General features: G+C 57.6%; 22 protein-coding genes. 10 read left to right on the forward strand and 12 right to left on the reverse strand.

Annotated elements, in window-relative coordinates; translation table 11 throughout:
- Positions 1–31: 31 nt before the first annotated feature.
- The 7 genes from NE637_RS08020 (at position 32) to NE637_RS08050 (ending at position 7,919) form a co-directional block, all read left to right on the forward strand.
- Positions 32–2,596 carry a PEP/pyruvate-binding domain-containing protein gene (locus NE637_RS08020; protein WP_215647830.1) on the forward strand — a complete coding sequence of 855 codons (2,565 nt, stop codon included), beginning with the start codon at positions 32–34 and terminating at the stop codon, positions 2,594–2,596.
- Between the two features lie 77 nt (positions 2,597–2,673).
- A complete protein-coding gene (locus NE637_RS08025) occupies positions 2,674–3,933 on the forward strand; it encodes an MFS transporter (RefSeq protein ID WP_215647831.1) in 1,260 nt (419 codons plus the stop codon).
- Positions 3,934–4,090: 157 nt separating this feature from the next.
- Positions 4,091–4,720 carry a DUF2796 domain-containing protein gene (locus NE637_RS08030; RefSeq protein ID WP_215647832.1) on the forward strand — a complete coding sequence of 210 codons (630 nt, stop codon included), beginning with the start codon at positions 4,091–4,093 and terminating at the stop codon, positions 4,718–4,720.
- A gap of 5 nt (positions 4,721–4,725) precedes the next feature.
- The gene (locus NE637_RS08035; protein WP_227118217.1) at positions 4,726–5,514 is read left to right on the forward strand and encodes an ABC transporter ATP-binding protein; all 789 of its coding nucleotides are present in this window, start codon (positions 4,726–4,728) and stop codon (positions 5,512–5,514) included.
- Positions 5,511–6,782: an ABC transporter permease gene (locus NE637_RS08040; protein ID WP_227118218.1), complete on the forward strand. Its 1,272-nt coding sequence runs from the start codon at positions 5,511–5,513 to the stop codon at positions 6,780–6,782. The genes NE637_RS08035 and NE637_RS08040 overlap by 4 nt, the downstream gene beginning before the upstream one ends.
- A 14-nt stretch (positions 6,783–6,796) precedes the next feature.
- A complete protein-coding gene (locus tag NE637_RS08045; RefSeq protein ID WP_192112847.1) occupies positions 6,797–7,435 on the forward strand; it encodes a DUF3299 domain-containing protein in 639 nt (212 codons plus the stop codon).
- Positions 7,413–7,919, forward strand: a complete 507-nt coding sequence (locus NE637_RS08050) for a Fur family transcriptional regulator (protein ID WP_192112846.1) — start codon at positions 7,413–7,415, stop codon at positions 7,917–7,919. Before NE637_RS08045 ends, NE637_RS08050 begins: the two co-directional genes overlap by 23 nt.
- A gap of 252 nt (positions 7,920–8,171) precedes the next feature.
- Here NE637_RS08050 and NE637_RS08055 read toward each other — a convergent pair whose 3' ends face one another.
- The 8 genes from NE637_RS08055 to NE637_RS08090 all read right to left on the reverse strand — a co-directional run bounded on the left by NE637_RS08055 (position 8,172) and on the right by NE637_RS08090 (position 15,649).
- Positions 8,172–8,555, reverse strand: a complete 384-nt coding sequence (locus tag NE637_RS08055) for a 4Fe-4S binding protein (RefSeq protein WP_192112845.1) — start codon at positions 8,553–8,555, stop codon at positions 8,172–8,174.
- A gap of 3 nt (positions 8,556–8,558) precedes the next feature.
- Positions 8,559–9,641, reverse strand: a complete 1,083-nt coding sequence (locus tag NE637_RS08060) for a hydrogenase large subunit (RefSeq protein ID WP_192112844.1) — start codon at positions 9,639–9,641, stop codon at positions 8,559–8,561.
- Complete coding sequence (locus tag NE637_RS08065; RefSeq protein ID WP_022658253.1) at positions 9,638–10,114, reverse strand: NADH-quinone oxidoreductase subunit C; 477 nt, start codon at positions 10,112–10,114, stop codon at positions 9,638–9,640. Before NE637_RS08065 ends, NE637_RS08060 begins: the two co-directional genes overlap by 4 nt.
- An 18-nt stretch (positions 10,115–10,132) precedes the next feature.
- Positions 10,133–10,693 carry an NADH-quinone oxidoreductase subunit B family protein gene (locus NE637_RS08070; RefSeq protein ID WP_022658252.1) on the reverse strand — a complete coding sequence of 187 codons (561 nt, stop codon included), beginning with the start codon at positions 10,691–10,693 and terminating at the stop codon, positions 10,133–10,135.
- 12 nt (positions 10,694–10,705) lie between these two features.
- Positions 10,706–11,557, reverse strand: coding sequence for a respiratory chain complex I subunit 1 family protein (locus NE637_RS08075; RefSeq protein WP_192112842.1), 852 nt, complete (start codon positions 11,555–11,557; stop codon positions 10,706–10,708).
- Positions 11,557–13,512: an NADH-quinone oxidoreductase subunit 5 family protein gene (locus NE637_RS08080; RefSeq protein WP_192112841.1), complete on the reverse strand. Its 1,956-nt coding sequence runs from the start codon at positions 13,510–13,512 to the stop codon at positions 11,557–11,559. Before NE637_RS08080 ends, NE637_RS08075 begins: the two co-directional genes overlap by 1 nt.
- A 505-nt stretch (positions 13,513–14,017) precedes the next feature.
- Positions 14,018–15,040 carry an ornithine carbamoyltransferase gene (gene argF / locus NE637_RS08085; protein WP_227118219.1) on the reverse strand — a complete coding sequence of 341 codons (1,023 nt, stop codon included), beginning with the start codon at positions 15,038–15,040 and terminating at the stop codon, positions 14,018–14,020.
- A gap of 60 nt (positions 15,041–15,100) precedes the next feature.
- Positions 15,101–15,649 (reverse strand): N-acetyltransferase, encoded by a 549-nt coding sequence (locus NE637_RS08090; RefSeq protein ID WP_192112839.1) that lies wholly within the window; start codon positions 15,647–15,649, stop codon positions 15,101–15,103.
- Between the two features lie 253 nt (positions 15,650–15,902).
- Here NE637_RS08090 and NE637_RS08095 point away from each other — a divergent pair, with 253 nt between their 5' ends.
- The 3 genes from NE637_RS08095 (at position 15,903) to NE637_RS08105 (ending at position 19,919) form a co-directional block, all read left to right on the forward strand.
- Positions 15,903–17,339 (forward strand): histidine-type phosphatase, encoded by a 1,437-nt coding sequence (locus tag NE637_RS08095; protein WP_227118220.1) that lies wholly within the window; start codon positions 15,903–15,905, stop codon positions 17,337–17,339.
- Positions 17,340–17,614: 275 nt separating this feature from the next.
- Positions 17,615–18,652, forward strand: a complete 1,038-nt coding sequence (locus NE637_RS08100) for an EF-hand domain-containing protein (RefSeq protein ID WP_227118221.1) — start codon at positions 17,615–17,617, stop codon at positions 18,650–18,652.
- 487 nt (positions 18,653–19,139) lie between these two features.
- Entirely contained in the window at positions 19,140–19,919 is a 780-nt protein-coding gene (locus NE637_RS08105) for a DUF169 domain-containing protein (protein WP_227118222.1), read from the forward strand.
- A gap of 104 nt (positions 19,920–20,023) precedes the next feature.
- On the opposite strand, the gene eutC is transcribed toward NE637_RS08105, so the two are convergent.
- The 4 genes from eutC to NE637_RS08125 all read right to left on the reverse strand — a co-directional run bounded on the left by eutC (position 20,024) and on the right by NE637_RS08125 (position 24,345).
- Positions 20,024–20,851 carry an ethanolamine ammonia-lyase subunit EutC gene (eutC, locus tag NE637_RS08110; RefSeq protein WP_227118223.1) on the reverse strand — a complete coding sequence of 276 codons (828 nt, stop codon included), beginning with the start codon at positions 20,849–20,851 and terminating at the stop codon, positions 20,024–20,026.
- 70 nt (positions 20,852–20,921) lie between these two features.
- Positions 20,922–22,280: an ethanolamine ammonia-lyase subunit EutB gene (locus tag NE637_RS08115; RefSeq protein WP_227118224.1), complete on the reverse strand. Its 1,359-nt coding sequence runs from the start codon at positions 22,278–22,280 to the stop codon at positions 20,922–20,924.
- Positions 22,281–22,294: 14 nt separating this feature from the next.
- Complete coding sequence (locus NE637_RS08120) at positions 22,295–23,635, reverse strand: TRAP transporter large permease (RefSeq protein WP_256267632.1); 1,341 nt, start codon at positions 23,633–23,635, stop codon at positions 22,295–22,297.
- Positions 23,636–23,694: 59 nt separating this feature from the next.
- Positions 23,695–24,345, reverse strand: coding sequence for a TRAP transporter small permease subunit (locus NE637_RS08125; protein WP_256267633.1), 651 nt, complete (start codon positions 24,343–24,345; stop codon positions 23,695–23,697).
- Positions 24,346–24,392 lie beyond the last annotated feature (47 nt).

The following is a 24,392-nucleotide window of genomic DNA, read 5'->3' on the forward strand; positions in this document are numbered from 1 at the left end:
ATGACGAAAATCTGCGATCAAGGATATCCGTATGGCCTCTCTGCTGAAAAAACTGTTTGGCATTGCCCCCCGGGTTGGCCGCGAGGCGGCCATGGACGCCTTCAACAAGCGCTATGTTTCGTTCAAGGAACTGCTCCAGGCCAATGCAGATCTGGCCGGGGTAATGGCCGGGCTGGACGCTACCCTGCGCGGCGACAAGCACATGGAAACCAGCGAAGTGCGCAAGCAGGCCCGACGGGCCATATTTCACTGCGAGCGCATGGCCTCGACCCTCAGCGAAATGTCGGGCCAGTGCGACATATCACTGGGCAGCGCCGTACATTCCATTGCGGCGCGCATTGAGCACGAGCTGGATCAGCACACGCGCGGCGATGTGCCGCAGTTTACCCTGCCCCTCTCTGAGGTTGACGCCAGCATGGCTTACAGCGTTGGCGGCAAAAACGCCAACCTCGGCGAATTGCGCAACATGCTTGATATGCCGGTGCCGCGCGGATTTTCCATCACTATCCGCGCTTGCAGCTATTTCTTGCTGCGCACGCCGGGCCTGTTCAAAAACCTCTTCCAGCTGCTGAAATCCGTTGACCCGGAAAAGCCCGCGCGGATTGCAGAAATTTCCCAGAATATTGAGCAGCTCGTGCAGGAAGCCCCCATCCCGGCAGAGGTTGAGCAAGCCCTGTTTGCAGAATGGGACACGGCTTTCGGCAAGAACGCGGATGTGGTTGTGGCCCTGCGCTCAAGCGCCATTGCCGAGGACGGCGTGCAATCCTTTGCCGGTCAGTACCGCAGTATCCTCGGCGTTACCCGCCAGGATCTGCTGTCCGCCTTCAAGAAGGTGGTTGCCAGCCTGTTTTCGCCCCGCGCCCTGACCTACCGCGCCGAGCACGGCTATGATCTGGACGCTACGGGCATGGGCCTTTGCTGCGTTGAAATGGTGCGGGCCAAGGCCGCTGGCGTGGCTTTTTCGCGCCATCCGGTAGACCTGCGCTCCAACGCCACTGTCATCAACGGCCTGTGGGGTCTGGGCGAAATGGTCGTGGATGGCTCGGGAACACCCGACCAGTGGCTTGTTTCCCGCGCCACAAAAAAGATCACCATGGCCACCATTGCCCATAAAACAGTGCGGCTGCGCCTTGTACGCACCAAAACCGGCCTTGTGGAAAGCACGCTCGAATCCGTTCCCGATCCCCTGCGCGATGTTCCCTGCCTCAGCGATGATCAGGTGCGCAAACTGGCTGAAATGGTCATGGAGCTGGAGCGGCACTACCAGTATCCGCAGGATATGGAATGGGCCGTGGACGAAGACGACCAGATTATTTTGCTGCAAACCCGCCCCATGGGGCTGGACAGCGCCTCTGAGGAGCATTCGGCCCCGGCCCTGCGGCACCTGCGCCCCCTGCTCTCGGGCGGCGATATCGCCGCGCGGGGCGTGGGGTGCGGCCCTGTTATTCATGTGGGCGAAGGGGAAGACATGACGCACTTTCCCGAAGGGGCCGTCATGCTGCTTGCCCACTCCTCGCCCAACGCCATGGCGGCCATGCGCCGCGCCTCGGCCATCATTGCAGAAACAGGCAGTCTTACCGGCCACATGGCTTCCATTTGCCGCGAATTTGGCGTGCCGACCATTATGAACCTGCCGGGCGCCAACAGTATTCTGGCCGAGGAGCAGATCGTCACCGTGGATGCGCTCACCGGCAGAATTTTTGACGGCGAAGTGCAGGAGCTGCTGGCCCTGCGGCTGGTGAAGCCCCAGGCCCGCCCCAGCAGCCCGGCTCTGGTGCTGTTACGGCGCATCGCACCCTACATTCTGCCGCTGCATCTGGTGGATCCGCGCGCGGATACATTCACGCCCCGCCACTGCACATCATTGCACGACATCATGCGCTATGTGCACGAATTGAGCTATTCCCAGATGTTCCAGATATCCGACAGGGTTACAGATCACTGCGCAGGCGTTGCCAGCAAGCTGGTCTGCACGGTGCCGCTTGATCTGCATGTGATTGATCTGGGCGGCGGGCTGCGTAACCCGGAATCCCGCCAGACAACGCCCAACGATGTGCTGAGCGTGCCTTTCAAGTGCGTGCTGGACGGCATGCTCAATCCGGCGGTGCAGGCACGTGGGCCACGGCCTGTAAACATGCGCGGTTTTCTTTCGGTCATGGGGCAAACCGCCATTGGCTGCAATGAGGAGGGCTGTTCACGCTTTGGCCAGCGCAGCTATGCCATAGTTTCCGACCGCTATCTCAATTTTTCGTCCCGCGTGGGCTACCACTATGCCATTCTTGACTGCTGGTGCGGCGAAACCCTGAGCAAGAACTACATCCGCTTTGAATTTGCCGGGGGCGCTGCCGCCAACGCCCAGCGCGTAAGGCGTGTGCAGTGCATAGGCCTGATCCTCAAAGAGCTGGGCTTTACCGTTGAGATAACGGGTGATAGACTGCGGGCACGTTACCAGAAATACCCCAGGCATGAGCTGTGCGCGCGCCTGGATCAACTGGGACGACTCCTGATAATGACCCGCCAGATGGACATGCTCATGGTGGACGATGCAGCAGTGCAATCCTACGCCACCAAGTTCCTGAATGGCGAATATCATTAGCCGCACACCCTTTGCGGGGGTGGACCCGGCCCCGCACGGCGGCCTGGGCCAACGCGGCGCAACACGATTGAGGCCCCATGCCGCCCCTAGCCGCATCGCCTGCGCAAACTCCGGAAGGCGCTGCCTTCCCTGACCCGCCGCAGACGTTATTAAGCCGTGATTTTGTTCTGCTGTTCTGCATGACCATGTGCTGCAACAGCTTTGTGGCCGTTTTTTACTGCTTTGAGCAATGGCTCGAAGGCCTCTCTGTCAGCCCCAACTGGCGGGGAGTGCTGCTCTCTTCCATGTTTGTCATGGTTCTGATTTTCAGGCAGGTGGCAAGCGTGGTTCTGTTGCGCCGTGGCAAACTCCTGCCCATGGGCATTGCCATCATCATTTCAAGCGGCGTCATGCTGGCCTACCCTTATGTGGGCGGCCCCCATATCATTGAGCTGATTCTGCTGTTGCGCGTGGTGCAGGGCATTGCCCTTGCCGTGTTCTCCTGCTGCACGGTGTCCGTGCTGGTGAGCTGCATACCCAAGGGCCAAAGCGCGCGCGGCTTTGCCATTTTTTCGCTCACCCTGCTGCTGCCCTACTCCATCATTCCGGCAGTGGGGGAACAGATACTTGCCCTGCTTGGGGGCGAACCGCACCTCTTTGCCTTCACGGCCCTGCTGGGTATTCCTTCCCTGCTCATGCTGGTGCCGCTGGCGCCACGCCTGCGCAAGCCAGAAATGGCCCAGGAAGCAGAAGGCGGCATGTCTGGTCGGGAACTGTGGCATGCGGTGAGCCATTCCGGCCTGTTCTTTGTGTATATGGCCTGCATGACATTCAGCATCATGACCGTACTGGCCATCTTTTTCATGAAAGGGTTGTGCTCCATCACCGGCGCGCACCCGGCGTGGTTTTTCAGCACCTATACGCTCACCATCATTCTTGTGCGTCTGGTGGGCAGCAACAGGCTTGATACGCTGCCGCGCCACAGAATTACCATTTTGTGCAGCGTTCTATTGGTCTGCTGCATGCTGGGGCTGGCCTGGGGGCCGCTGTGGGCCTTCATTCCCCTAACCTTCCTGTACGGGTTGGGCCTGGGGCTGCTCTACCCCCTGCTGGCGGCCATGGTCTATGACCGCTCCACACCCACCACCCGTTCCATCAACTCCAATGTGATGATGGCCACCTTCGATTCCAGCGGCATCTTTGCCCCCATAATCGGCGGGCTGGTCATGTACGAGGGCTTCGGCTACCGGGGTGTTTTTGTGGCCACGGCTATTTCCATCGGCCTGTGCGGCCTTTCCATGGTGGCCGACAAGCTGCGCGTTGCCCACTGGCGGCGGCAAGGCCGCCACATAGCTTAAACTCCAGACGCTGCAACAGCCGGTGCAAGAGTTCGGTCAACAGCAGCCATGCGATGGCGGACGGAAGTGCCGCTTTTGACAAAAATGCAATAATATATCATTTCAGTTTCTGGTTCAAAAAACGTTAATATTCTGAACCAGAAACATGGGAGAAATAATGAAAAACCTGATTCTTGTGACGGCCTGCACGGTTCTGCTCGCAGCCGCCCCCGCGCTTGCACATGGCCCGCATGAACACGGCGCGGCCCGCCTGGACGTGGCTGTGGAAGGCAATATTGTAGAAATCAGCCTTGAAAGCCCCCTTGCCAACGCCCTGCCCTTTGAACACGCCCCACGGGATGCAGCCCAGCGGCAGGCCGTGCAGAACATGGCGGCAACCTTGCATAAGGCGGAAAATATTTTTGTTTTTCCTGCCGAGGCCCAGTGCCGCATCAAAAAGGTAACACTGGAATCCGAAGCCCTGCCCGAGGCCCTGCTGGCAGCAAAGACAGCCGCGCAGCCGGAACAGGCGCAAGCATCAAAGCAGAACGCGTCTGCCGCCCCTGCGGTTGAACCCAAGGCGCATGCAGACCATGACGAACATGCCGGGCACGATGAACACGGCGGTCATGCGGATCTGGACGCGTCCTTTACTTTTGAATGCGCCCAGCCTGAAGCCCTGCGCGGCATGGACGTGCGTCTTTTCTCCGCATGGCCAGCCCTGCATGAACTGCGCGTGCAGATAGTCAGCCCCACTGGGCAGCATGCCGCCGAACTGAACGAACAGGCCCACACCCTCAAGTGGTAAGTCCCATGAATTCCGTTACGCCAACACCACCGCAAGCGCCTTGCAGCATGAATGCGGGCGAGCAGGCAGTCCTGCTTGAAAACTGCACCTTTTGCTGGCCCGGCCAAAAGGAAGAAACCCTGCGCATCCCCACGTTCAGCGTGGGCAAAGGGGAGACGGTCTTTCTTTCCGGCCCCAGCGGCGGGGGCAAAAGCACCCTGCTCAGCCTCATTGCAGGGATACTGCAACCAGCTTCCGGCAGTGTGCGCGTCAACGGAATTCGTGTGGACACCCTGCCCAGATTCGCCAGAGATTCCTTTCGCGGTGACACCATCGGCCTGATATTTCAGCAGTTCAATCTTGTTCTGCATCTCTCCATGCTGGATAATGTGCTGCTGCCCTGCCGCTTTTCGCCCAAACGCGCCACACGGGCAACGGAAAAGGATGGAAGCCCGGAGCAATCCGCGCAACGCCTGCTTGAGCGTCTTGGCCTTGGGCCGGAACTGTGGCGCAAAAGCGTAACCCGCCTTTCCGTTGGGCAACAGCAACGCGTTGCCGCCGCCCGCGCCCTTGTGGGTTCACCCCCGCTGGTCATGGCTGACGAACCCACCTCCGCGCTGGATGCGGAACGCCGGGCAGATTTTCTGCCCCTGTTGCTGCGCGAAAGCGCCGAGGCCGGATCAAGCCTGTTGTTTGTCAGCCATGACCTGTCTCTGGCAGATTTTTTTGAACGCCGGGTCCGACTGGCAGAGATTAACTTGGCCGATGCCAGCAGGGCTGACAAAGGGACAATCCCGCAGGGGGAAACCGCATGAGCCGTTGGCGTTTTTTGTTGGGGCTTGCCTGGTCGAGCGCCTGGAACCGCCGGGGAACCCTGAGCCTTGTGGTATTTTCCATCGCGCTCTCCACCACATTGCTGCTCGGTATGGAACGTGTGCGCACTCAGGTGCGCGATAATTTTGTTCAGGCAGTTTCCGGCACGGATATGGTGGTGGGCGCGCGCGGCAGCGAATTGCAACTGCTGCTCTATGCCGTGTTCCACATGGGCAAGGCCACCAACAACATGGGGTGGGACAGCGCCCAGCGCATTGCCCAGCGCAAGGACGTGGCCTGGACGATCCCCCTGTCGCTCGGCGATTCGCATAAAGGATTTGCCGTAGTGGGCACTACGGGCGATTTTTTTACCCAGTACCAATACAGCAGGCGCATGCATCTGCAACTGGCGCAGGGCGCGCCTTTTGACGGCATCTTTGATGTTGTGCTGGGGGCGGAGGTTGCCAGCAAAGAACACTACAGGCTGGGCGACCGGCTGGTGCTCAGCCACGGCTCAGGCAGCGCCCACCTTGCCCAGCATACGGACAAGCCCTTTACTGTGTGCGGCATTCTTGCACCCACAGGTACCCCTGTGGACAGGGCTTTGTACATCAGCCTTGCCGCTATGGAGGCCATCCATATCGACTGGCAGGGCGGCGCGCCTGTGCCGGGTTTTCATGTGCGGCCAGATCAGGTAACCAAGTTCAGCCTCGCGCCCAAGAGTATTACAGCGGTGCTGGTTGGTCTGAAAAACCGCGCCCGTGTTTTTGCCGCCCAAAGGGAAATCAACGCCGACCAGCAGGAAGCCCTCATGGCTGTTATGCCCGGGGTGGCGCTGGATCAGCTATGGAGCCTGCTGCGCTCGGGCGAAAATGCCTTGCGCGTCCTCTCCTGGCTGGTAACCGTGGCTGGGCTGGCTGGTCTTGTGGCCGCCATTCTGGCAGGGCTGGGTGAACGGCGCCGCGAGCTGGCCGTGCTGCGTGCGGCAGGGGCAAGCCCTCTGGATATTGTGGCCCTTCTGGCGTTTGAAAGCACGCTGCTGGTCGTTGCAGGCGCTCTGGCTGGAACTGCCGCCCTGGCCGCTCTGCTGGCCGTGTTTGGCCCTGTGCTGGCTTCGGGCTATGGACTGAACCTTACGCTCACTCTGCCCACAGCCGCCGAATGGCGCTTGCTTGGCGGGATTGTGGCCGCGGGTTTTGCCGCCGGGCTTATCCCGGCATGGCGGGCCTACCGCATGAGTCTGGCAGACGGCCTCAACGCCTCTGTATAATAAAGGAACCTGCCATGAAAACAGCCTCGACCACAGGGCGCATCCTCTGCATGCTGGCAGCATTGCTGTGCGGCTGGCACAGCGCAACCGCCCTTGCCCTGACTGACGATTACGAGCGGCAAAAAATCGAACACTGGCAGCCCTCGCGCGAGGATGCGGACACTGCCGCAGCCGCAAAAAAGAGCGGGAAATACACCGAAATCACATGGGACAAGCTGATTCCGCCATCATGGAATCCCGCAAAAGTTTTTGACAAGTTCAATTTTGACAAGTTCAGCGATGACGACCCCAGAGCCGACAAGGCCCTGAAAGAATTTCAGGCCCTGTGGAGCAACGCGCCAGCCAACAAGGCCCTGGGCGGCAAGCTGGTGCGCATAGCCGGATTTGTGGCTCCGCTTGATTTTCTGGGCGGCGATGAACTGGCAGAATTCTTGCTGGTTCCCTATTTCGGCGCGTGCATCCACGTGCCGCCGCCCCCGGCCAACCAGATCATATACGTCACACTGGACAAACCACGCGGCATACAGATGATGGACACCGTATGGGTTTATGGAAAGCTTGAAATCGAGAAAACAGAAAGCGATATCGGCGATGCGGGATACCGCATCAAGGCTGAGGCGGTGGAACCCTATGTGGAAGACGAAAACAACTGATCAGGCAAAACCAGCCTGTTGCCAGGCGGAAACATCGTGCTGTCAGGCAGACCAGCCGCGCATGGGGCACAACCTGCGGCTTACCCCCTTGCGGCGCATGGTGCTTGACTATCTGCAACAGGCACAGGAACCCGTTAAGGCCTATGACATTCTTGATGCCCTGCGCGGCAAATCCTCCAAGGCCCTCACGCCTGCAAGCGTCTACAGGACGCTTGAATTTCTGCTCAATCAGGGTCTTGTGCACAAGGTCGGCTCGCTCAATGCCTTTGTAGCCTGCGCGGAGACCTGCCACAAAAAACATGCACCCGTGTTCATGCTGGTATGCCCTGGTTGCCGCAAGAGCCGCGAGGTGAACAATCCCGCTCTTTATCAGACCATCTTTTCCACCATGCAGCAGCAGGGCTTTCAGCTACAGGGTGACACCGTGGAACTGACGGGCATCTGCCCCCGGTGCGCAGAAATGGACGCTCAGGCTGGCGCGTAATTCCCAAGTTACTTCAGGTTTCTGAATATCTTGCCGAAGAGGCCTCTCCTTCCAGCGGTTCCAGCATAGTCTGTTCTTCATTATCAGTCAGACGCAAAAGGCGGCGCGGATCTCCATAACCGGAAAAACGCGCCGCCTGCCCCGTCCGGCAAATAGACGGGGTGAGAGAGCTGGCAAGATCAACTTGAGCAAAAACAAGAAACCAGGATTTGTTGAAAGCGAAGGGCCTTTGCAGGCCCTTCGTTTTTTCAGTTATTTTTCCGTATTTTCCCCGCCCTTGGCCTCGGCCTTGGCTTTCTTGACGCGCGGGGTTCCGGTGCGGTGCACTACAAACTTGCTGATGGAAGGTTTGCGGTGCACTGGTTCCTGATGCAGACATTTTGTGGGGCACTTTTCCACACACGCGGAGCAGTATACGCACAGGAAGGGATCATAATTCCACTTTCCGGCTTTTGCATCCACGGTAATGGCATCGGTTGGGCATACTCTTGCGCAGGAATTGCAGAATATGCACTTTTCAACCTCGTTGGTGATCACGCCGCGATAGGCGGGGAAGGGTTCGCGTTCTTCCAGAGGATACAGCCGCGTGGCTGGCTTGCCCGAAAGATTGCGCAGCACGTTTGGGAGCATATACATGGGCTACCTCTCTGTGCAGGAGATGCACGGGTCGATACTCAGCACGATAACCGGCACATCGGGCAGTTTGCAGCCCGGCAGCATGTGCAGCAGGGGCGGCACGTTGGCAAAGGTGGGCGTACGCACGCGCATGCGCTCCAGATTCTTGGTGCCGTTGGCCCGGATGTAATAGAACAGCTCGCCGCGAGGCTGCTCCACACGAAAGACCGATTCGCCCTCGGGGTTGCCGGTGACCTTTACGGTCAGCTCGCTTTCGGGCAGGCGGTTCAAGGCCTCGCGGATAAGCTCTATGGAGTGCAGCACTTCATAAAAGCGTACCTTGGAGCGGGCGTAGCAGTCTCCGTCATTTTCAACCACGGGAATGAAGTTGAGATCCTTGTAGGCGGCGTAGCCGTGCATACGTTCGTCGATTTCCCAGCCGCTGCCGCGAAGGGTGGGACCGGCGGCGCCCAGCAGGCGGGCATCGTCCTTGCTCAGGATGCCGATGCCGCGCGTGCGTTCCTGCACGGTGTAGTCGTCAAGCATGGTGCGGGTAAGCTCGCGCATGCCCTTTTCCAGTTCATCCAGACGGCCATGCATCCAGCGGATCTGATCGGGGCTGAGGTCGCGGCGCACACCGCCAACCACGTTGACCGAAAGGATAACGCGGTTGCCCGCCGTGGCTTCGCAGATGTCCATGACATGCTCGCGGATGCGCCAGAACTGCTGGAACACGCTTTCAAAGCCAAACGAGTCGGCAAACAGGCCGAGCCACAGCATGTGGGAGTGTATCCGGTGCAGTTCTGACCAGATAACCCGCAAAAACTGCGCGCGCGGCGGCGCTGTAATGCCCATCATGTCTTCAATGGCGTTGCAGTAGCAGTTGGCATGGATGCACGAGCAGATGCCGCAGATGCGCTCGACCACAAAGACCATCTGATTGTAGTCCTTGAGCCGCACAAGGCTTTCAAGCCCGCGATGGACAAAACCAAGCTGGGGCACGGCCCCGACCACGGTTTCATCTTCCACCACAAACTTGATGTGCAGCGGCTCGGGCAGTACGGGATGCTGCGGCCCGAAAGGAATCACGGTTGTGCGGTTGCTCATGCCTTCTCTCCTTTGGCCGTGTCATCCTTGGCGGCCTCGGCCTTGGCGGCGGGCCGCCGGACCGTGGTCATGGTAAAGTACGGCGCGTGGGTGACTTCGCCCTCCAGATACATGGCCCCCTGGTAATCCAGGGGCAGATCCGCAAAATGCACCCCGAACTGATCCTGCGTTTCGTTCTCGACGAGGACAGCGCAGAAATACACGGGCGTAATGCTGGGGATGGCGTCGTTCTTGTTCACATCCATGCGCAGATGCACCATGCCCTTGGCGTCCGTGGGTTCCCACACGCACAGCTCGGCGTTGTGGCGCAGATCGGACATGGTGAGGTTTACGTCAAAGTGATAAAAAAGCCGCAGCGTGTTTTCGTCCATGACGGTCTGCGACATGGTCACAAAACGGTATTTGGCGTTGGCAAGCTGCTGCACTTCTGAAAGCAGCGTTTGCGGCGTCACTTCCTTGGCTTCAAAAAACATGGCTCTATCCTTTCCGGGTTAACCCGCGTTTTGCTGTGGCTTGTCGGGGGCTTCTTCCGGCGCGGACTCCGCCTGCGGCGTCATGTCGGGAGTGCCGTCCTCATCGCCCGGCATAAAGGTGGGCACAGGCTCGGGGCCAAGGCCCATCTTGGCCTTGAGCACGCCAAGGGCCTGCACCACGCCGTCAATGATGGCCTCGGGTTTGGGCGGGCAGCCGGGCACGAACACATCAACAGGGATGATATTGTACGCGCCGTTCAGCACATTATAGGTATCCTTGAACACGCCCCCGGAAAGGTTGCAGGCTCCGATGGAAACCACGGCCTTGGGCGAAGGCATCTGTTCGTATATCTGCTTGAGCACATGCTGGTTGCGGTGGTTCACCGTGCCTGTAACCAGCAGCACGTCGGCATGCTTGGGGTTGCCCGCGTTGACCACCCCGAAACGTTCTACGTCATACATGGGCGTCAGACAGGCCAGCACCTCGATGTCGCAGCCGTTGCAGGAACCGCAGTCAAAATGAACTATCCACGGAGACTTCAGGCGGCTCCGCTTGATCATATTGTCGACGAAACCCATATTCCGGCCTCCTTACGCCACGTACAGCCATAAAAGATTAACCAGGGCCAGGCCCATGCCGAGCAGCAGAGACTTCTTTTGCACCATCCACTGCCACGTCAGACGGGCGGTGATGTTGTCGATAAGAATTTCCGTGAACAGCGAGGCGCCCACAAGAACGGCCATTCCCACAAAGCTGGTGTGCCAGAACATGGCGCACAGCCCAAGAATAAGCACAAGGTCAAACCAGTGGGCAATTTCAATCAGCGCAAGGTACGGGCCGGAGTATTCGGTCTGTACGCCGCGCACCAGTTCCTGGTGGCCGTGATGGCAGGCAGCGATATCAAAGGGCGACTTGCGCAGTTTGATTGTCAGGGCGTAACCCAGCGCCAGAAACAGCAGGGGCATCTTGAGCAGCAGGGGCTGCTCGAGCTGGAATACTGCGGCAATGGAGAACGAACCCGTGCACATGGCAAAGCCAACGAACACCAGGATGAGGATAGGCTCATAGGCAAGCATGAGCAACAGCTCGCGCTGCGCGCCCACGTTGCTGTAGGGCGAAGGCACGCATACCGCGCCAACCACCTGAAACACCGCACCCACTGTGAGCACGAAGAACAGCAGCAGCAAATCCCCGCCCATGAAGAAAATCAGCAAAGCAAGCGCCGATGAAATCAGCGTGATGTACGCGCTGAACACCAACCATGCATTGGTAACCTGGGGCTGTTTGCCCAGCAGTTTCAAGATGTCGTAAAAGGGCTGGAGCAGTGGCGGCCCAAGGCGCGACTGAAGGCGCGCCGTGATCCGGCGATCCAGACCGGTAAGCAGGCCGCCCACCAGGGGCGACAGGATCAACCCGCCGATAGCGCTGAAGATGGTGAGCATTACAGCAGACCTCCTACCAGAACGACCAGGAATGCGATGGAAATCATGTCGATGGCCCGCGTGATCTTGCTCTCGCCGAAATACTGGCAAAGATAGAAGTTGGCCACGCGCACGGGTTCAAAGGCATTCATGGGGCCCTTGAAGCCAACCACGCCGTTCTTTTCAGCCGCCAGGCCCGAAAAATACGGCTGCGCATGGGCAGACTCTGGTGTTCTGCGGGCTTCACGCCATGCAAACCACACGCCCAGACCAAGCAGAAGGAACAGCAGGTAAATCCACACATAGCCTTCTGCGCCGGTCAGGTTGGCGCCGGGGATAAAGCCTTCGATCTGCAGGTTGAAGCGCGCGTAAACGCCCGAAACCGAAGGCTCCACAAAGGTCTTCAGCACCAGGGGCGAAATGAACGAAAACACCACGGCAAGGCCGCACAGCGAACGCAGCGCAAACATGACCGAGGGCTTGGGATTACCGTGAGCCGCATGTTCGTGCATCTTGGAGGACGACACCAGCACACCGGCCCAGCGCGCCCAGAAGAGCACGGTAAAGGCCGAGCCAAGCGCCACAAAGAAAACGATGGGCGTCATGGCCTGGGTGGCGCGGGCAATGGCTTCTATGGCCATCCACTTGCCGATGAGCATGCCAAAGGGCGGCAGCATCATGGTGAAGATGCCGATCACGGTGATAATGGCCGTACGGGGCATTATGCCGTAGAGGCCGCGCATGTCTTCGATATCACGCGAACCGATGCGCTGTTCAATGGCGCCGACGCACATGAACAACAGGCCCTTGGATACTGAGTGGTAAATGATGATGGTCGTTGCCGCCATCATGGATGCGGCGGTATTGATGCCCACACAGGCGATGATAAGCCCGAGGTTGGCGATTGTGGAATACGCCAGAACCTTTTTTGCATTACTCTGGCTGACCGCAAGGATACATGTGGCCACAAAGGTAAATGCGCCGAACAGGGCCACGATGGTGGACATGGTGGTTCCCGCAAAGGCTGGAGCCATGCGCAACAGCAGGTAAGTGCCCGCCTTGACCATGGTAGCCGAGTGCAACAGGGCCGAAACTGGCGTTGGCGCAACCATTGCGCCACACAGCCAACTCTCGAAGGGAACCTGCGCCGACTTTGTAAAGGCCGCCAGACAGAAGAAAGCAAAGGGCAAAAGAATGGCCGTGTTCTTTACGTCCATTGAGGTCATCTTTTGCAGCACGAGCTCGGTCGAAAGCGTTCCAAGACTTTTCTGAATAAACAGCATGGCCGAAACAAAGGCCAGCCCGCCCAGAACGTTCATCCACAAGGCGCGCTGGGCATTGGCCTTGGCCTCGTCTGTCTGGTCATGCCCTATGAGCATGAAGGAACACAGCGTTGTGATCTCCCAGAACAGGAACATCCATGAAAGGTTGTTGCAGAGCACCAGGCCGTTCATGGCGCCGAGGAAGCAGAAAATAATGGCAAAAAATCTGGGCTGGCGCGAAACACGCAGATGGAGATGCTCTTCGTGCAGATCCATGTAGCCCATGCCGTAAATGGTAATAAGCCCGCCAACCACGCTGATGATGATCACCATGATAAGCGACAGACCGTCTGCAACAAAGGCAGTGATGGGCACTTCATGCCCGGGAAGAACGAATTTAAGGTATAAGAGACCAATCAGTTGCAGCAGGGTCATGCCCATAATCAGGCGGCTGCCCAGCTTCCAACCTATGCCAAGAATGTAAACCAGCAACAGCAAGTCCAGCACGCTGAACACGGAATCGGCAGACAGACCCAATATGGTGTCTATCTCAAGCCGAAAAGCGCCGTTCGCTCCCAGGATCACGGCTGCCACCGCCATGACTGTGACCGCTGCAGGCACTATCAACTTGCGAGCGCTGCTGCTTTGCGTGAAATACAGCACAAGCGCCATAATAAACGGCAGTGCTACACAACAAAAAACAAGTGTACTCATCTTCTTTGCCCCACTACATTGCGAGTTGTGAAAAACTTCACTCTTGATAACTTCCTCACAACATAAAAAAACTGTCCCCCTCCTTCCATTATTTGCACATATTATTTTTATTAGAGTTAATCTATGTACTTTTTTGCGTCAACATATTTGATTAATTTGCCTACATTGATTGTTCAAAGAACAATTCATAGCAAAATACTAATATTTTAACGCTCTGATTTACGGCCCAATTGCCAATCGCCAAAACACCTGTGTTTTTCTGCTCACAACGACGGTTTCTAGAAAACGCAGGCAAAACCTGACCAGATTACTTTTCAGAGCAACTAGCGGGGATAATAGATAGCGGCGGTAGCTGTGGGCTGCCCCCCAGAAAAAACGCAAGCGCCCCTGCGGCGCAGCCATGCGAAAAACATGGCATTGTGCTGCAAGGGCGCTTGCTGCCAGCCGTAACGGCTGACTCAAACAGCTACACTCTCCCCCGGTCAGTGCCGGAGGGAATATGGGATCAGGGGTTGAACACCAGAGGGCCTTCAGCCATGGTGGCGACCATGACGGCCTTGATGGTGTGCAGGCGGTTTTCCGCCTCTTCAAAAGCCATGTTGCGCGGCGATTCAAAGACTTCATCGCTCACTTCCATGCATTCAATGCCAAAGCGCTGATAAATGTCTTCGCCAACTGCGGTATCACGGTTATGGAAGCTCGGCAGACAATGCAAAAACTTGCATTGGGGATTGCCCGTCAGTTCCATTGCTGCCGCGTCCACGCGATACGGCGTCAACAGATCAATGCGCTCTTTCCATACGGAATCAGGCTCGCCCATGGACACCCAGACATCTGTGGAGAGGAAATCGCAGTCTTTAACGCCCTCGGGCACGCTTTCCGTGCGCGTAATATGCGCGCCAGTGCTCTTGGCTATGAGGAGGGCCAGTTCAAAAACTTCGTCCGATGTCCACAAAGCCCTGGGAGCAACCGAGCGGAAATCCAGCCCAAGCAGGGCCGAACCAACCATCAGGGAATTGCCCATATTATAACGTGCATCCCCAAGATATGCCAGCGTTTGTTGATTCAAAGGTTTTTCGCAGCACTCGCGCATGGTCAGCATGTCGGCCAGAAACTGCGTGGGGTGCCATTCGTTGGTGAGGCCGTTCCATACAGGCACGCCAGCGTGTTCTGCCAGAGCCTCTACCCTCGCCTGCTCATAGCCGCGATACTCAATACCATCATAAAAGCGGGAAAGCACACGGGCGGTATCGGCCATGGATTCCTTTTTGCCCATCTGCGAGCCGGAGGGGCCAAGATAGGTCACGCGCGCGCCCTGATCATAGGCTGCCACTTCAAAAGAACAGCGGGTACGCGTGGAATCCTTTTCAAAAAGGATGACAATATTTCTGTCTTGCAGAAACTTCGGCTCGCGCCGGACCTTTTTGGCCTGCTTGAGCTGGGCCGCCAGATCCAGCAGATACGTGAGGTCTTCCGGCGTGAAGTCAATTTCTTTCAGAAAATCCCGGTGATACAGCCTGTTGCTCATGACGCATTCCCACCCTTTGCAGACAGTGTGAATCCCTGCGATTATGCCGCAGGTTGAAAACTATAATTCGAGTATCATTCCAATTTCGTCACAGCAGTAAAACTTGGGACATTTACTGCATTCAACCCACACAATGGCGGGCATATCATCGCGTTTAAACTCGCTGAAACCGCACTTGGAAAAGAACGGCGCAGCCAGAGTAAAGGCAAAAACCCTCGGCAAGCCGAGATCGCGACATCGGTCAACCAGCGCGGCCACCAGCCTTTTGCCAAAGCCCTGCGCCTGGCACAGGGGGTGAACCGCCACCGAGCGTATTTCCGCCAGGTCTTCCCACAGCACATGCACAGCGCCGCAGGCAACCACAACCTCATGCCCGTCGTCGGCCGAGGGAGCCGTGGCAACCATGTAGTCCTGAATATGCTGATAGAGGTACTGCGGCCCGCGCGCCAGCATGACGTTGGACGACGCATAATGGTTGATAAGCGCAGACATGCCGTGCACGTCGCGCACCGTGGCCGAACGGATGACCAGCGCTGAAAGGTCTTCTACGCGAACATCCTGAACAAGAGGTTTGTCTTCTACGCCAACGCGTGGAACGGCAATGGGCATTATACGCCTCGATATCTGGATACGCTCCGCCCCTGAAGGGAAAGGAGCCGAAAAAGGTTACGCACAAAGCAGCCAGAGCCAAACTCTGCCGCAAAGAATAAGCATAATAACAAGGCCCACACTGTGCAAGCAATTACGGCCCGTGAGGCGGGTAAAATTTGCACTGGCGCAGGGCCCGCAGCCCTCCCGCATGCAAATCGGCGTTGCCCGCACCGGCCTTTCTGGCTATGGTACCCCCCATCAAGGAGAACGCATGCGCACTGCACCACGCTTAATCATTGTCTGCCTTGCCTGCGCACTGCTCTGCCATTTGCCCCTATCTGGCATTGCGGCGCAGCAGGGGGACGATCAACCCCGCCTTATGAAAGTTGTAGCGCTTTCCCGCCACGGGGTGCGCTCGCCCACGCAGGCTCCCGATACGCTTTCGCAGTGGAGCACCCGCAACTGGCCCCAGTGGCCTGTGCCGAGGGGTTTCCTCACGCCGCGCGGTGCGCGGCTGGTAACCGCCATGTGGGAAGACATGCGCGGGCAAATGCTGAATCTTGGCCTGCTGCCCGACAGCGTCTGTCCGCCGCCCGGCAAGGTATTTGTGCGCGCCGATGTGGATCAACGCACCAGAGCAACAGCCAAAGCCCTGCTTGATGGCCTCTGTCCGGGGGGCGGGCAGACCTATGCCGTTTCAAGCCAGACGCCCGATCCGCTTTTTCATCCCGTGCAGGCGGGTTTTCAGCGTTTTGATCCTGCCTCGGTCGCCGCAAGCATCATGGCCACGGCCGGGGGCGATCTTGATCGGCTGCATGAGGACAATGCAGGAGCCTTGACCCACATCCAGCACCTGAGCGCTCCCGTGGCCCCGGAGATGTGCGCGCGCTACAATCTGCCGCCCACCTGCGGGCTTGCAGACCTGCCCAATTCTGTGAGCGTTGATGCTGACGGCAAGGGCGCAGGGCTTTCCGGCGCGCTGGCTACCGCATCAAGCATGGCGGAAATTTTTTTGCTGGAATACGCCCAGTGGCCTGAAATTTCTGCCGGGTGGGGCCAGGTGGACGCGCACGTTCTGCGTGAAGTGCTGCCCGTGCACACAAGCGTGTTCAACACTGTGAACCGCTCTCCGGTTGTGGCTCTTTTCAAGGGGGCATCGCTGCTTTCAGAAATGGCTGCGGCCCTTGACGGCACCCACAGGGATCAACGCTGCAACGCGGCTTCCCTGGTTGTTTTTGTGGGGCACGACACCAACCTTGCCAATGTGGGCGAATTGCTGGGCGTACACTGGCAGTTGCCCGGCTACCCCGATAACGCCACCCCGCCAGGATCAGTCCTTATGCTTGAGCTGTGGGATATGGGCGGTAAAAAAGAAGTGCGCGTGCGCTTTTTTGCCCAGTCGCTGGAAGCCCTGCATGAACCCTTTGCTGATCCGCCGCAGCCTGTGAGCGGCCTGACCATCCCCCAGTTTACCGATCCGGCCAGAACCCACAAGGCAACTGCGGCTCTGGTAACAGCGCCGCCTGTTGTGGGGGAGGCCCGCTTCAGCCTTGAAAACTTTTCACAGCGGGTTGACAAAGCACTGCGTAATGCCCCCCTGGTTCCGCAAGAAGTTCCCCCGCTGCGCCTGCGGGTGGACAGCGATGTGGACAGCGGCCCCGCCGCGGCCACTTCCGCTGAGGCTTCTTCACCAGTAAAAACCCGCTGACCCCCACGACCCCCCGCTGCATTCCCTACCGCCGTATCATTTGATGCGGCGGTTTTTCATTTTTTCCAGCGCCGCATACTGGCTTTTGACGCGGAAAAAACAGGATTGCGGCAAAAATTCCCCCCAAACAAAAAGGAATGTTTTTTGCACAATCAGATTGGGAAAAATTTTCCCCGGCTGATACGCGACACAGGGAGGTGCGCTTACAGTATTCGGCATCGCCCGCAGGGGATTGCAGGCAATGCCGACAATGTCCGCAAGGACTGGGAGACAGTATGAGCGTCAGTGCGTTATCATCATCCTCTTCCTCCTATTGGGAGAAGATGCTTGCGCAGATGAAAGGCTCCAGCGAAGCACAATCGCAGGACAATCTGTCAGGCAAGCTTTTCGGGGATCTGGATTCAGACGGGAATGGCCTGCTGAGTCTTGATGAAACAGGGCTCAGCGGCGAACTCTACAACAAACTTGATACCGATGGCGATGGAGCCGTTTCGCAGACTGAACTGCAAAAAGCCATCGAAACCCAACGCAACGCCATGTTCACCAGCATGCAGATGGGGCAGAGCCAGGCCGCGCAAACGGCTGCGTCAACCCAGCCCACTGCCAAGGATCTGCTTTCCGCCATTATGAGCGGGCAGGTTCCTGGCGGCATGCAGGGCGCAGGGCGCGGCGGCAAGGGTGACGACCTTGCGTCCAAACTCTTTTCCTCGCTGGACAGTGACGGCAGCGGCGGCCTGAGCGCCAAGGAAACGGGCCTCAGCCAGTCCGTGTTTGACTCCATGGACACCGATCAGGATGGCTCCGTTTCTGCCGATGAACTGTCGGCAGCGCTGAAAAAGCAGCGCGAAGCCATGAACAACAACTCCCAGAATCCGCAAAACCAGTCCAGCGAGCAGAACTCCTCGGGCGAAATGGACGCAAAAACCCTGCTGTCTTCCATCATGAACGGCCAGGTGCCCCCGCCGCCTCCCACGCAGGGGCAGTCTGCCTCGTCTGGTCAGAACGGATCATCCCACGTGGCGTCCAAACTCTTCTCGAGCCTGGACAGCGATGGCAGTGACGGCCTGAGCGTTGACGAGACAGGTCTCAGCCAGTCAGTGTTCGACTCTATGGATGTGAACCAGGACGGCTCCGTTTCTGCTGACGAGCTTGCTACCGCGCTTGAAAAGCAACGTGCAGCAATGGGAACGGACCAGACCAGCACAAACCGAACCGCCATGGCCCGCAGTTTTCTGTCAGCCATTGCCAACAGCGCCTACCAGAGCGTGAGCCAGACCACCGCCGCTGCCCAGAGCGTGGAAGCAGTGGCCTGACCCCCACCAGAAACAACGACTCCTCCACAGGGGAGGCGCTCATACATTATGCCCACAAACACCAGCCCGGCTGCGCAAAACAGCAGGGCTGGTGTTTTATATGGCGCGGCGACTGCACGGTAATTCCAGCCCTGCCCATTATGATAAAACTGCTCGCCATTTTTTGCACAGCAAGGCAGACATTGCCGCCGCCGAGCTTCCCCAAATGAACAGAAAACCCGCGCCAATCAAGAAAAATCATAAATACGTAACCATATGAAAATAATAACTTTCACAATCTAATTATGAAAAAAAGTTAGTAGCTCAAAAAAGCACCACAGATAACATGCTGTTTTATAATGGTTAATTTTAAGAATAAAACAAAACAAGGGGCAATTATACCACTTGTGAAATTAGTGGGATTATATTGACATAAACGACATAAAGAAATAAAAAATAAGCCGCAACAATTAACTCTTGTATAATAGCATCTAGACCAGAGGATTATATGAACACATTTGAAAAGCTTAGTGAAACGTTGATGCGTGAGCTGCGCCTCATTCATGCACCCGTTGCAATCAAATATTTCTACGACCAGAAGGAGCTGGATTCCTTCAAGGAAACTCAGCCCCACTACTCCCCCATGAAGCCGCTGACCTTCTGCCAGAGCGAAGTCGGCGCGCGCATGGAAGGTATTACAGTCATTGTGGAACGCGACAAGATGGGCTGTACCAATGCTAGCTTTGTGTTCGGCTGGAAAGAGCTGGACGAACCCGAAATCAAAAGCCACCTCAAGTACTGCGCCGATGCCGACCATGCCCGCAAGGTGCTTGAAGCCAAGCCGCATGTTCCGGCCAATCTGCTGGCCATAGCCGTGAGCCCGCTTGCGGCAGCTACCACCCAGCCCGATGTGGTGCACTTTGTGTGCGATACCATGCAGGCCTACCACATCATTGGCGATTGGATGGCAACCCAGCGCATCGACAATTTCCATCCCTCTATGAGCGTCAACTCAGCCGTCTGCTCCGGCAACGTCTACACGCTGAACACTAAGCAGGCGAACCTGTACCTCGCTTGCAGCGGCAGCTACAATTCCGGCAAGACGGAACGGGGCGAAATCAACGTATCCATCCCCGGCGAGCACATGGAAGCTCTGGTGCAGCGCCTTGAAGACCGCGTCACCAACAAGGGCGGCGCGTCCATCACCCGCCTTGGCGAACCCTTCCCCGGCGCAGCCGTGTGCAAGAACTGCCCTCTCATTGTTTTCAAGAAAGAACGCGACGCCTAAGAAGGCTTTCGCATACCGGCATATAACAACAGCCGGGCTGCCTTGTGCAGCCCGGCTGTTGTGCTATGAGCACGGGGAGAATTTACCCACTGAACATAAAAATTCTATGCAATCGCAGCAGGATCCTTACCAAAGGGCAAGTACGTGGCGGGCATGTCATCCTTGAGGTTCACCCCGGTCAATTGCCGTGCAAAGGCCCCCTGCACCAGATAGCACAGTTTGCGCACGCCTTCTTCAATGCTCAGTCCCGCAGGCCGCACATTTGAAATACAGTTCCGCGCTTCATCGGTGCAACCGGGAAAGGGCGCATAGGTCAGGTAAACTCCCAGAGAATTGGGCGAACTCAACCCCGGCCGTTCACCAATAAGAATCACCACCAGCCTTGCCTTCATGAGCGAAGCAACTTCGTCCGCCACGGCAACCCGCCCAAACGCCACCAGAGCCACGGGAGTTGCGCTATAGCCGGCATCTGCCGCGCTGGCCAGAAAAAGCCGGGCAAAGGGGGCCGCGTTTTCATGAACAGCCCGGGCCGAAAGCCCATCGCTGATAACAAGGCAAATGTCCGCCCCCTGATTGTCAGCTCCTGCGTACTGGCTTGCAAGCAGCTCGCGCGAGGCTTCCGAAAGCCGCCGCCCCTTGTCGGGGCTTGCCAGAAAATCCTCCCTGCTTGCAGCAGCGCTTGCAAGCTCAAGGCAGCGCAACCCTGCACTTTCAATATCTGAACGCACGCCTGCCCTGTCAAAAGGCGTCAGCACGGCATCGCGCGCTCTGGCATGCGCCAGCCGAAACCGCAGCCACTCCGTCTGCGGCAGGCTGACGCCACAACGCCCAAGGGCAATGCGGGCATCCGTATAGCGTTTCAGATCGGCCCACGGGTCTTCCAAAACTGTTGCCGCTGATGCTGGCAAATACTCCTGCTTCATGACGTTCATGGCAACATCCTTTAGGAGAGATCAAGTCTGCTCTGCACGGATTTTTGGGAAATCCGCACCGCAAAATACTCTATGTGGCCTGTCTGACGCGCTGCTCAAGCCCGCGCAACGCGCCGGCCGGTGGCAGCAATGCACCGGCATCATCGTGAATGCCCATGCTTTCAAGCCACGCCTCAAACTCCGGTGCAGGCCGCTTGCCCAGCAGCTTGCGCAGATAGGCCGCATCGTGGAACGAGGTGGATTGATAATTGAGCATGATGTCGTCCGCACCAGGAATACCCATGATAAAATTGCAACCAGCCGCGCCCAGCAAGGTCAGCAGTGCATCCATGTCGTCCTGATCGGCATCGGCATGGTTGGTGTAACAGATGTCCACCCCCATAGGCAGACCCAGCAGTTTGCCGCAGCAATGGTCTTCCAGCCCGGCGCGGATAATCTGCTTGCCATTGAACAGATACTCCGGCCCGATAAATCCAACCACGGTATTCACCAGCAATGGACGGAACCTGCGGGCCACGGCGTAGGCGCGGCATTCCAGAGTTTGCTGATCGACCCCGAAATTGGCGTTGGCAGAGAGGGCGCTGCCCTGCCCTGTTTCAAAGTACATCACATCATCACCCACGGTGCCGCGCCCAAGTTCAAGCGTTGCCTGCCACGCTTCTTCCAGCAGGGAAAGGTCTATGCCAAAACTGGCATTGGCCTTTTCTGTTCCTGCTATGGACTGAAAGCACAGATCCAGCGGCACCCCCCTGCGGATAAGCTCCACGGCATTGGTTACGTGGGTCAGCACGCAGCTTTGGGTGGGTATTTCATAGCGCGCAATGAGCTCGTCCAGCAGGCACAGGAGCCTTGCGATGTTTTCCAGACTGTCGGAAGCCGGATTGATGCCGATAACCGCATCGCCGGAGCCGTAATACAGCCCGTCAATGGTTGATGCCAGAATTCCCCGCGCATCGTCCGTGGGGTGGTTTGGTTGCAAACGGACAGAAAAATGCCCCGGTAATCCTATGGTATTGCGAAAGCGCGTTACCACGCTGCATTTGGACGCCACCAGTATAAGATCCTGCAACCGCATGAGTTTGCTGGCGGCTGCGGCCATTTCCGGCGTGATGCCCGCCGTCAGCGCCGCAAGGCTTTCTGCATTGGCTGCATCGGTCAGCAGCCAGTCGCGGAACTGCCCCACGGTAAAGGAACTTATGGGCGCAAAGGCCGCAGCATCGTGGCTGTCAAAAATAAGGCGGGTGATCTCGTCCTGTTCATAAGGCACCACCTCCTCGTTCAGGAAGCGTTTGAGGGGCACATCGGCCAGCACCATCTGGGCGCGCACGCGTTCCTCGTCGTTGGCGGCGGCCACCCCGGCCAGCACGTCGCCCGATCTGAGGGGCGACGCCTTGGCCAGGATTTCGCGCAGAGTGCTGTGGGCATTCATGCTGTCCGCCTCTGCTACAGGAATGTTCTGGGCAGGAACATGGCAATATCAGGGAAGAGCATAACCAGCACCAGCCCCACCAGCATTATTATGACCATTGGCACAATGGAGGCGTAGATGTCGTTCAGCGTGACTCCCTTTGGAGCCATGGCCTTCATCAAAAAGAGGTTGTACCCGAATGGCGGCGTCATATAGGCGATCTCACAGGTGATGGTGTAGAGCACGCCATACCAGATGGGGTCAAAACCCAGCGCCTTGACCAGCGGAATATACAGCGGGGCCACAATGATCAGCATGGCCGTATCGTCAAGAAACATGCCCATGAAAAGATACGAAAGCTGCATGACGATAAGCACGCCCCAGGGGCTGAGGTTCCAGCCGTCGATGAAGAGCTTCTTGATGGCATGCACTGCGCCAAGGCCGTCAAAAACAGAGCTGAAACACAGGGCAGCCATGATGATCCACATGAACATGCAGCTCACGCTGAGGGTCTGCACCAGAACCACGCGCATCACCCTGGCCGTAAGCCGCCCCTTGACCAGGGCGGCGATGGTCGCCACCAGAGCGCCCACGGCGGAGCTTTCCACCAGGCTGGTGATGCCGGTCATGAACGCGCCGGTCACAGAAAAAATAATGGCAAGCGGCAGCAGGCCAGCCCAGAGGCTCTTCCACTTTTCCGCCGAGGTGATGGATTCGCGTTCTTCCTTGGGCAGCGCAGGGCCCATGGCGGGATTAAGCTTGCAGCGGATGACAATGTAGCCAATGAGTATCACCGCGAACATGAGGGCGGGGCCGATGCCAGCCATCCAGAGACTGCTGACAGGCTGACGGGCGATCATGCCGTAGAGCACCATAACAACGCTTGGCGGCATCATGATGCCCAGCGAGCTGCCTGCCTGAATAACGCCCGAAACCATGCGCTTGTCATATCCGCGCTTGAGCATTTCCGGCATGGCGATGGTTGCGCCGATGGCCATGCCCGCAACGCTCAGGCCGTTCATGGCGGAAATGGCCACCATCAGAATGACCGTACCGATGGCAAGGCCGCCGGGCAAGGGCCCCATCCAGACGTGGAACATGCGGTAAAGATCGTTGGCGATGCCCGATTCCGAGAGCATGTAGCCCATGTAGATGAACAGGGGCAGCGTGATCATGGGGAACCACTTCATCAGCGTGATGCTGGCGTTGAACGCCATCTGCGAACCGCCGGTACCCCACAGAAAGAGGGCCGCGATGGCTCCGGTGAAGCCGATGGCTGCAAACACCCGCTGTCCGGTGAGCATGAGCATGCCCATGGATGCGAAGAGCATCAGGGCAATGCCCTCATGAGAAAGAGTGAACGTAAGATCGAACATGTCCTCGCGTCCTTTACGGCGCTCGCATACGCCGGAGCTGGAAAATGAAAATTGGGGCGTTACCGCGAGCCACCCAGCGCTTGCGCCGGGGCAAGAACCTGCGTCGAAGCAACCGGATCAGCCACAACACCAACAAGCTGAGGCTCCGCTTCTGGTTCCACATAACCGCTTTCTACAATAAGACGTTCGGGTACTTCCTCGCCCAGCAGCAGGCCGCGCGAGCGCGCCAGCGCCTTGAAAAATTCCGAAAAGGCCTGCAACAGCGTAAGAAAAATACCAATGCCCATGGTGATTTTGACGGGGGCCAAAGCCGGGGCCCAGGCAGAATTGTTGTGCTGATCAAACTCTATGGAGTACCACGTGCTTGAAACACAACCGTAGAACAGCAACGCAAGGTACGCGACCAGAAAAACAGACGTGATCACATCCATCTTTGCCTGCTTTCTCCACTTCCAGCGGCCATAAAACACATCCATGCGCACGTGCGAATTGGTAAGCAGGGCAAAACCGCCGCCAAGTATGTAGTAGACCACCATGGTGAACTGGGCCATTTCCACGCCCCAGATAACCGGCGCATCAAAGCAGTAACGGGATATGGCCGAATAGAGCAAAATGCCCATCATGACGAACACAAGATAAAGAACCCCCCGCCCCACCAGGCGGTTAACCGCATCCACATATTTGACAAACAGCTTGATCCAGTTTGGCATGACGCTCTCCTCCCAAACCTTTATTCCGCAAATTTCCCGCCGCTCGT

The sequence above is a fragment of the Desulfovibrio desulfuricans genome (assembly GCF_024460775.1).
In the GTDB taxonomy this organism is placed as follows: domain Bacteria; phylum Desulfobacterota; class Desulfovibrionia; order Desulfovibrionales; family Desulfovibrionaceae; genus Desulfovibrio; species Desulfovibrio desulfuricans_E.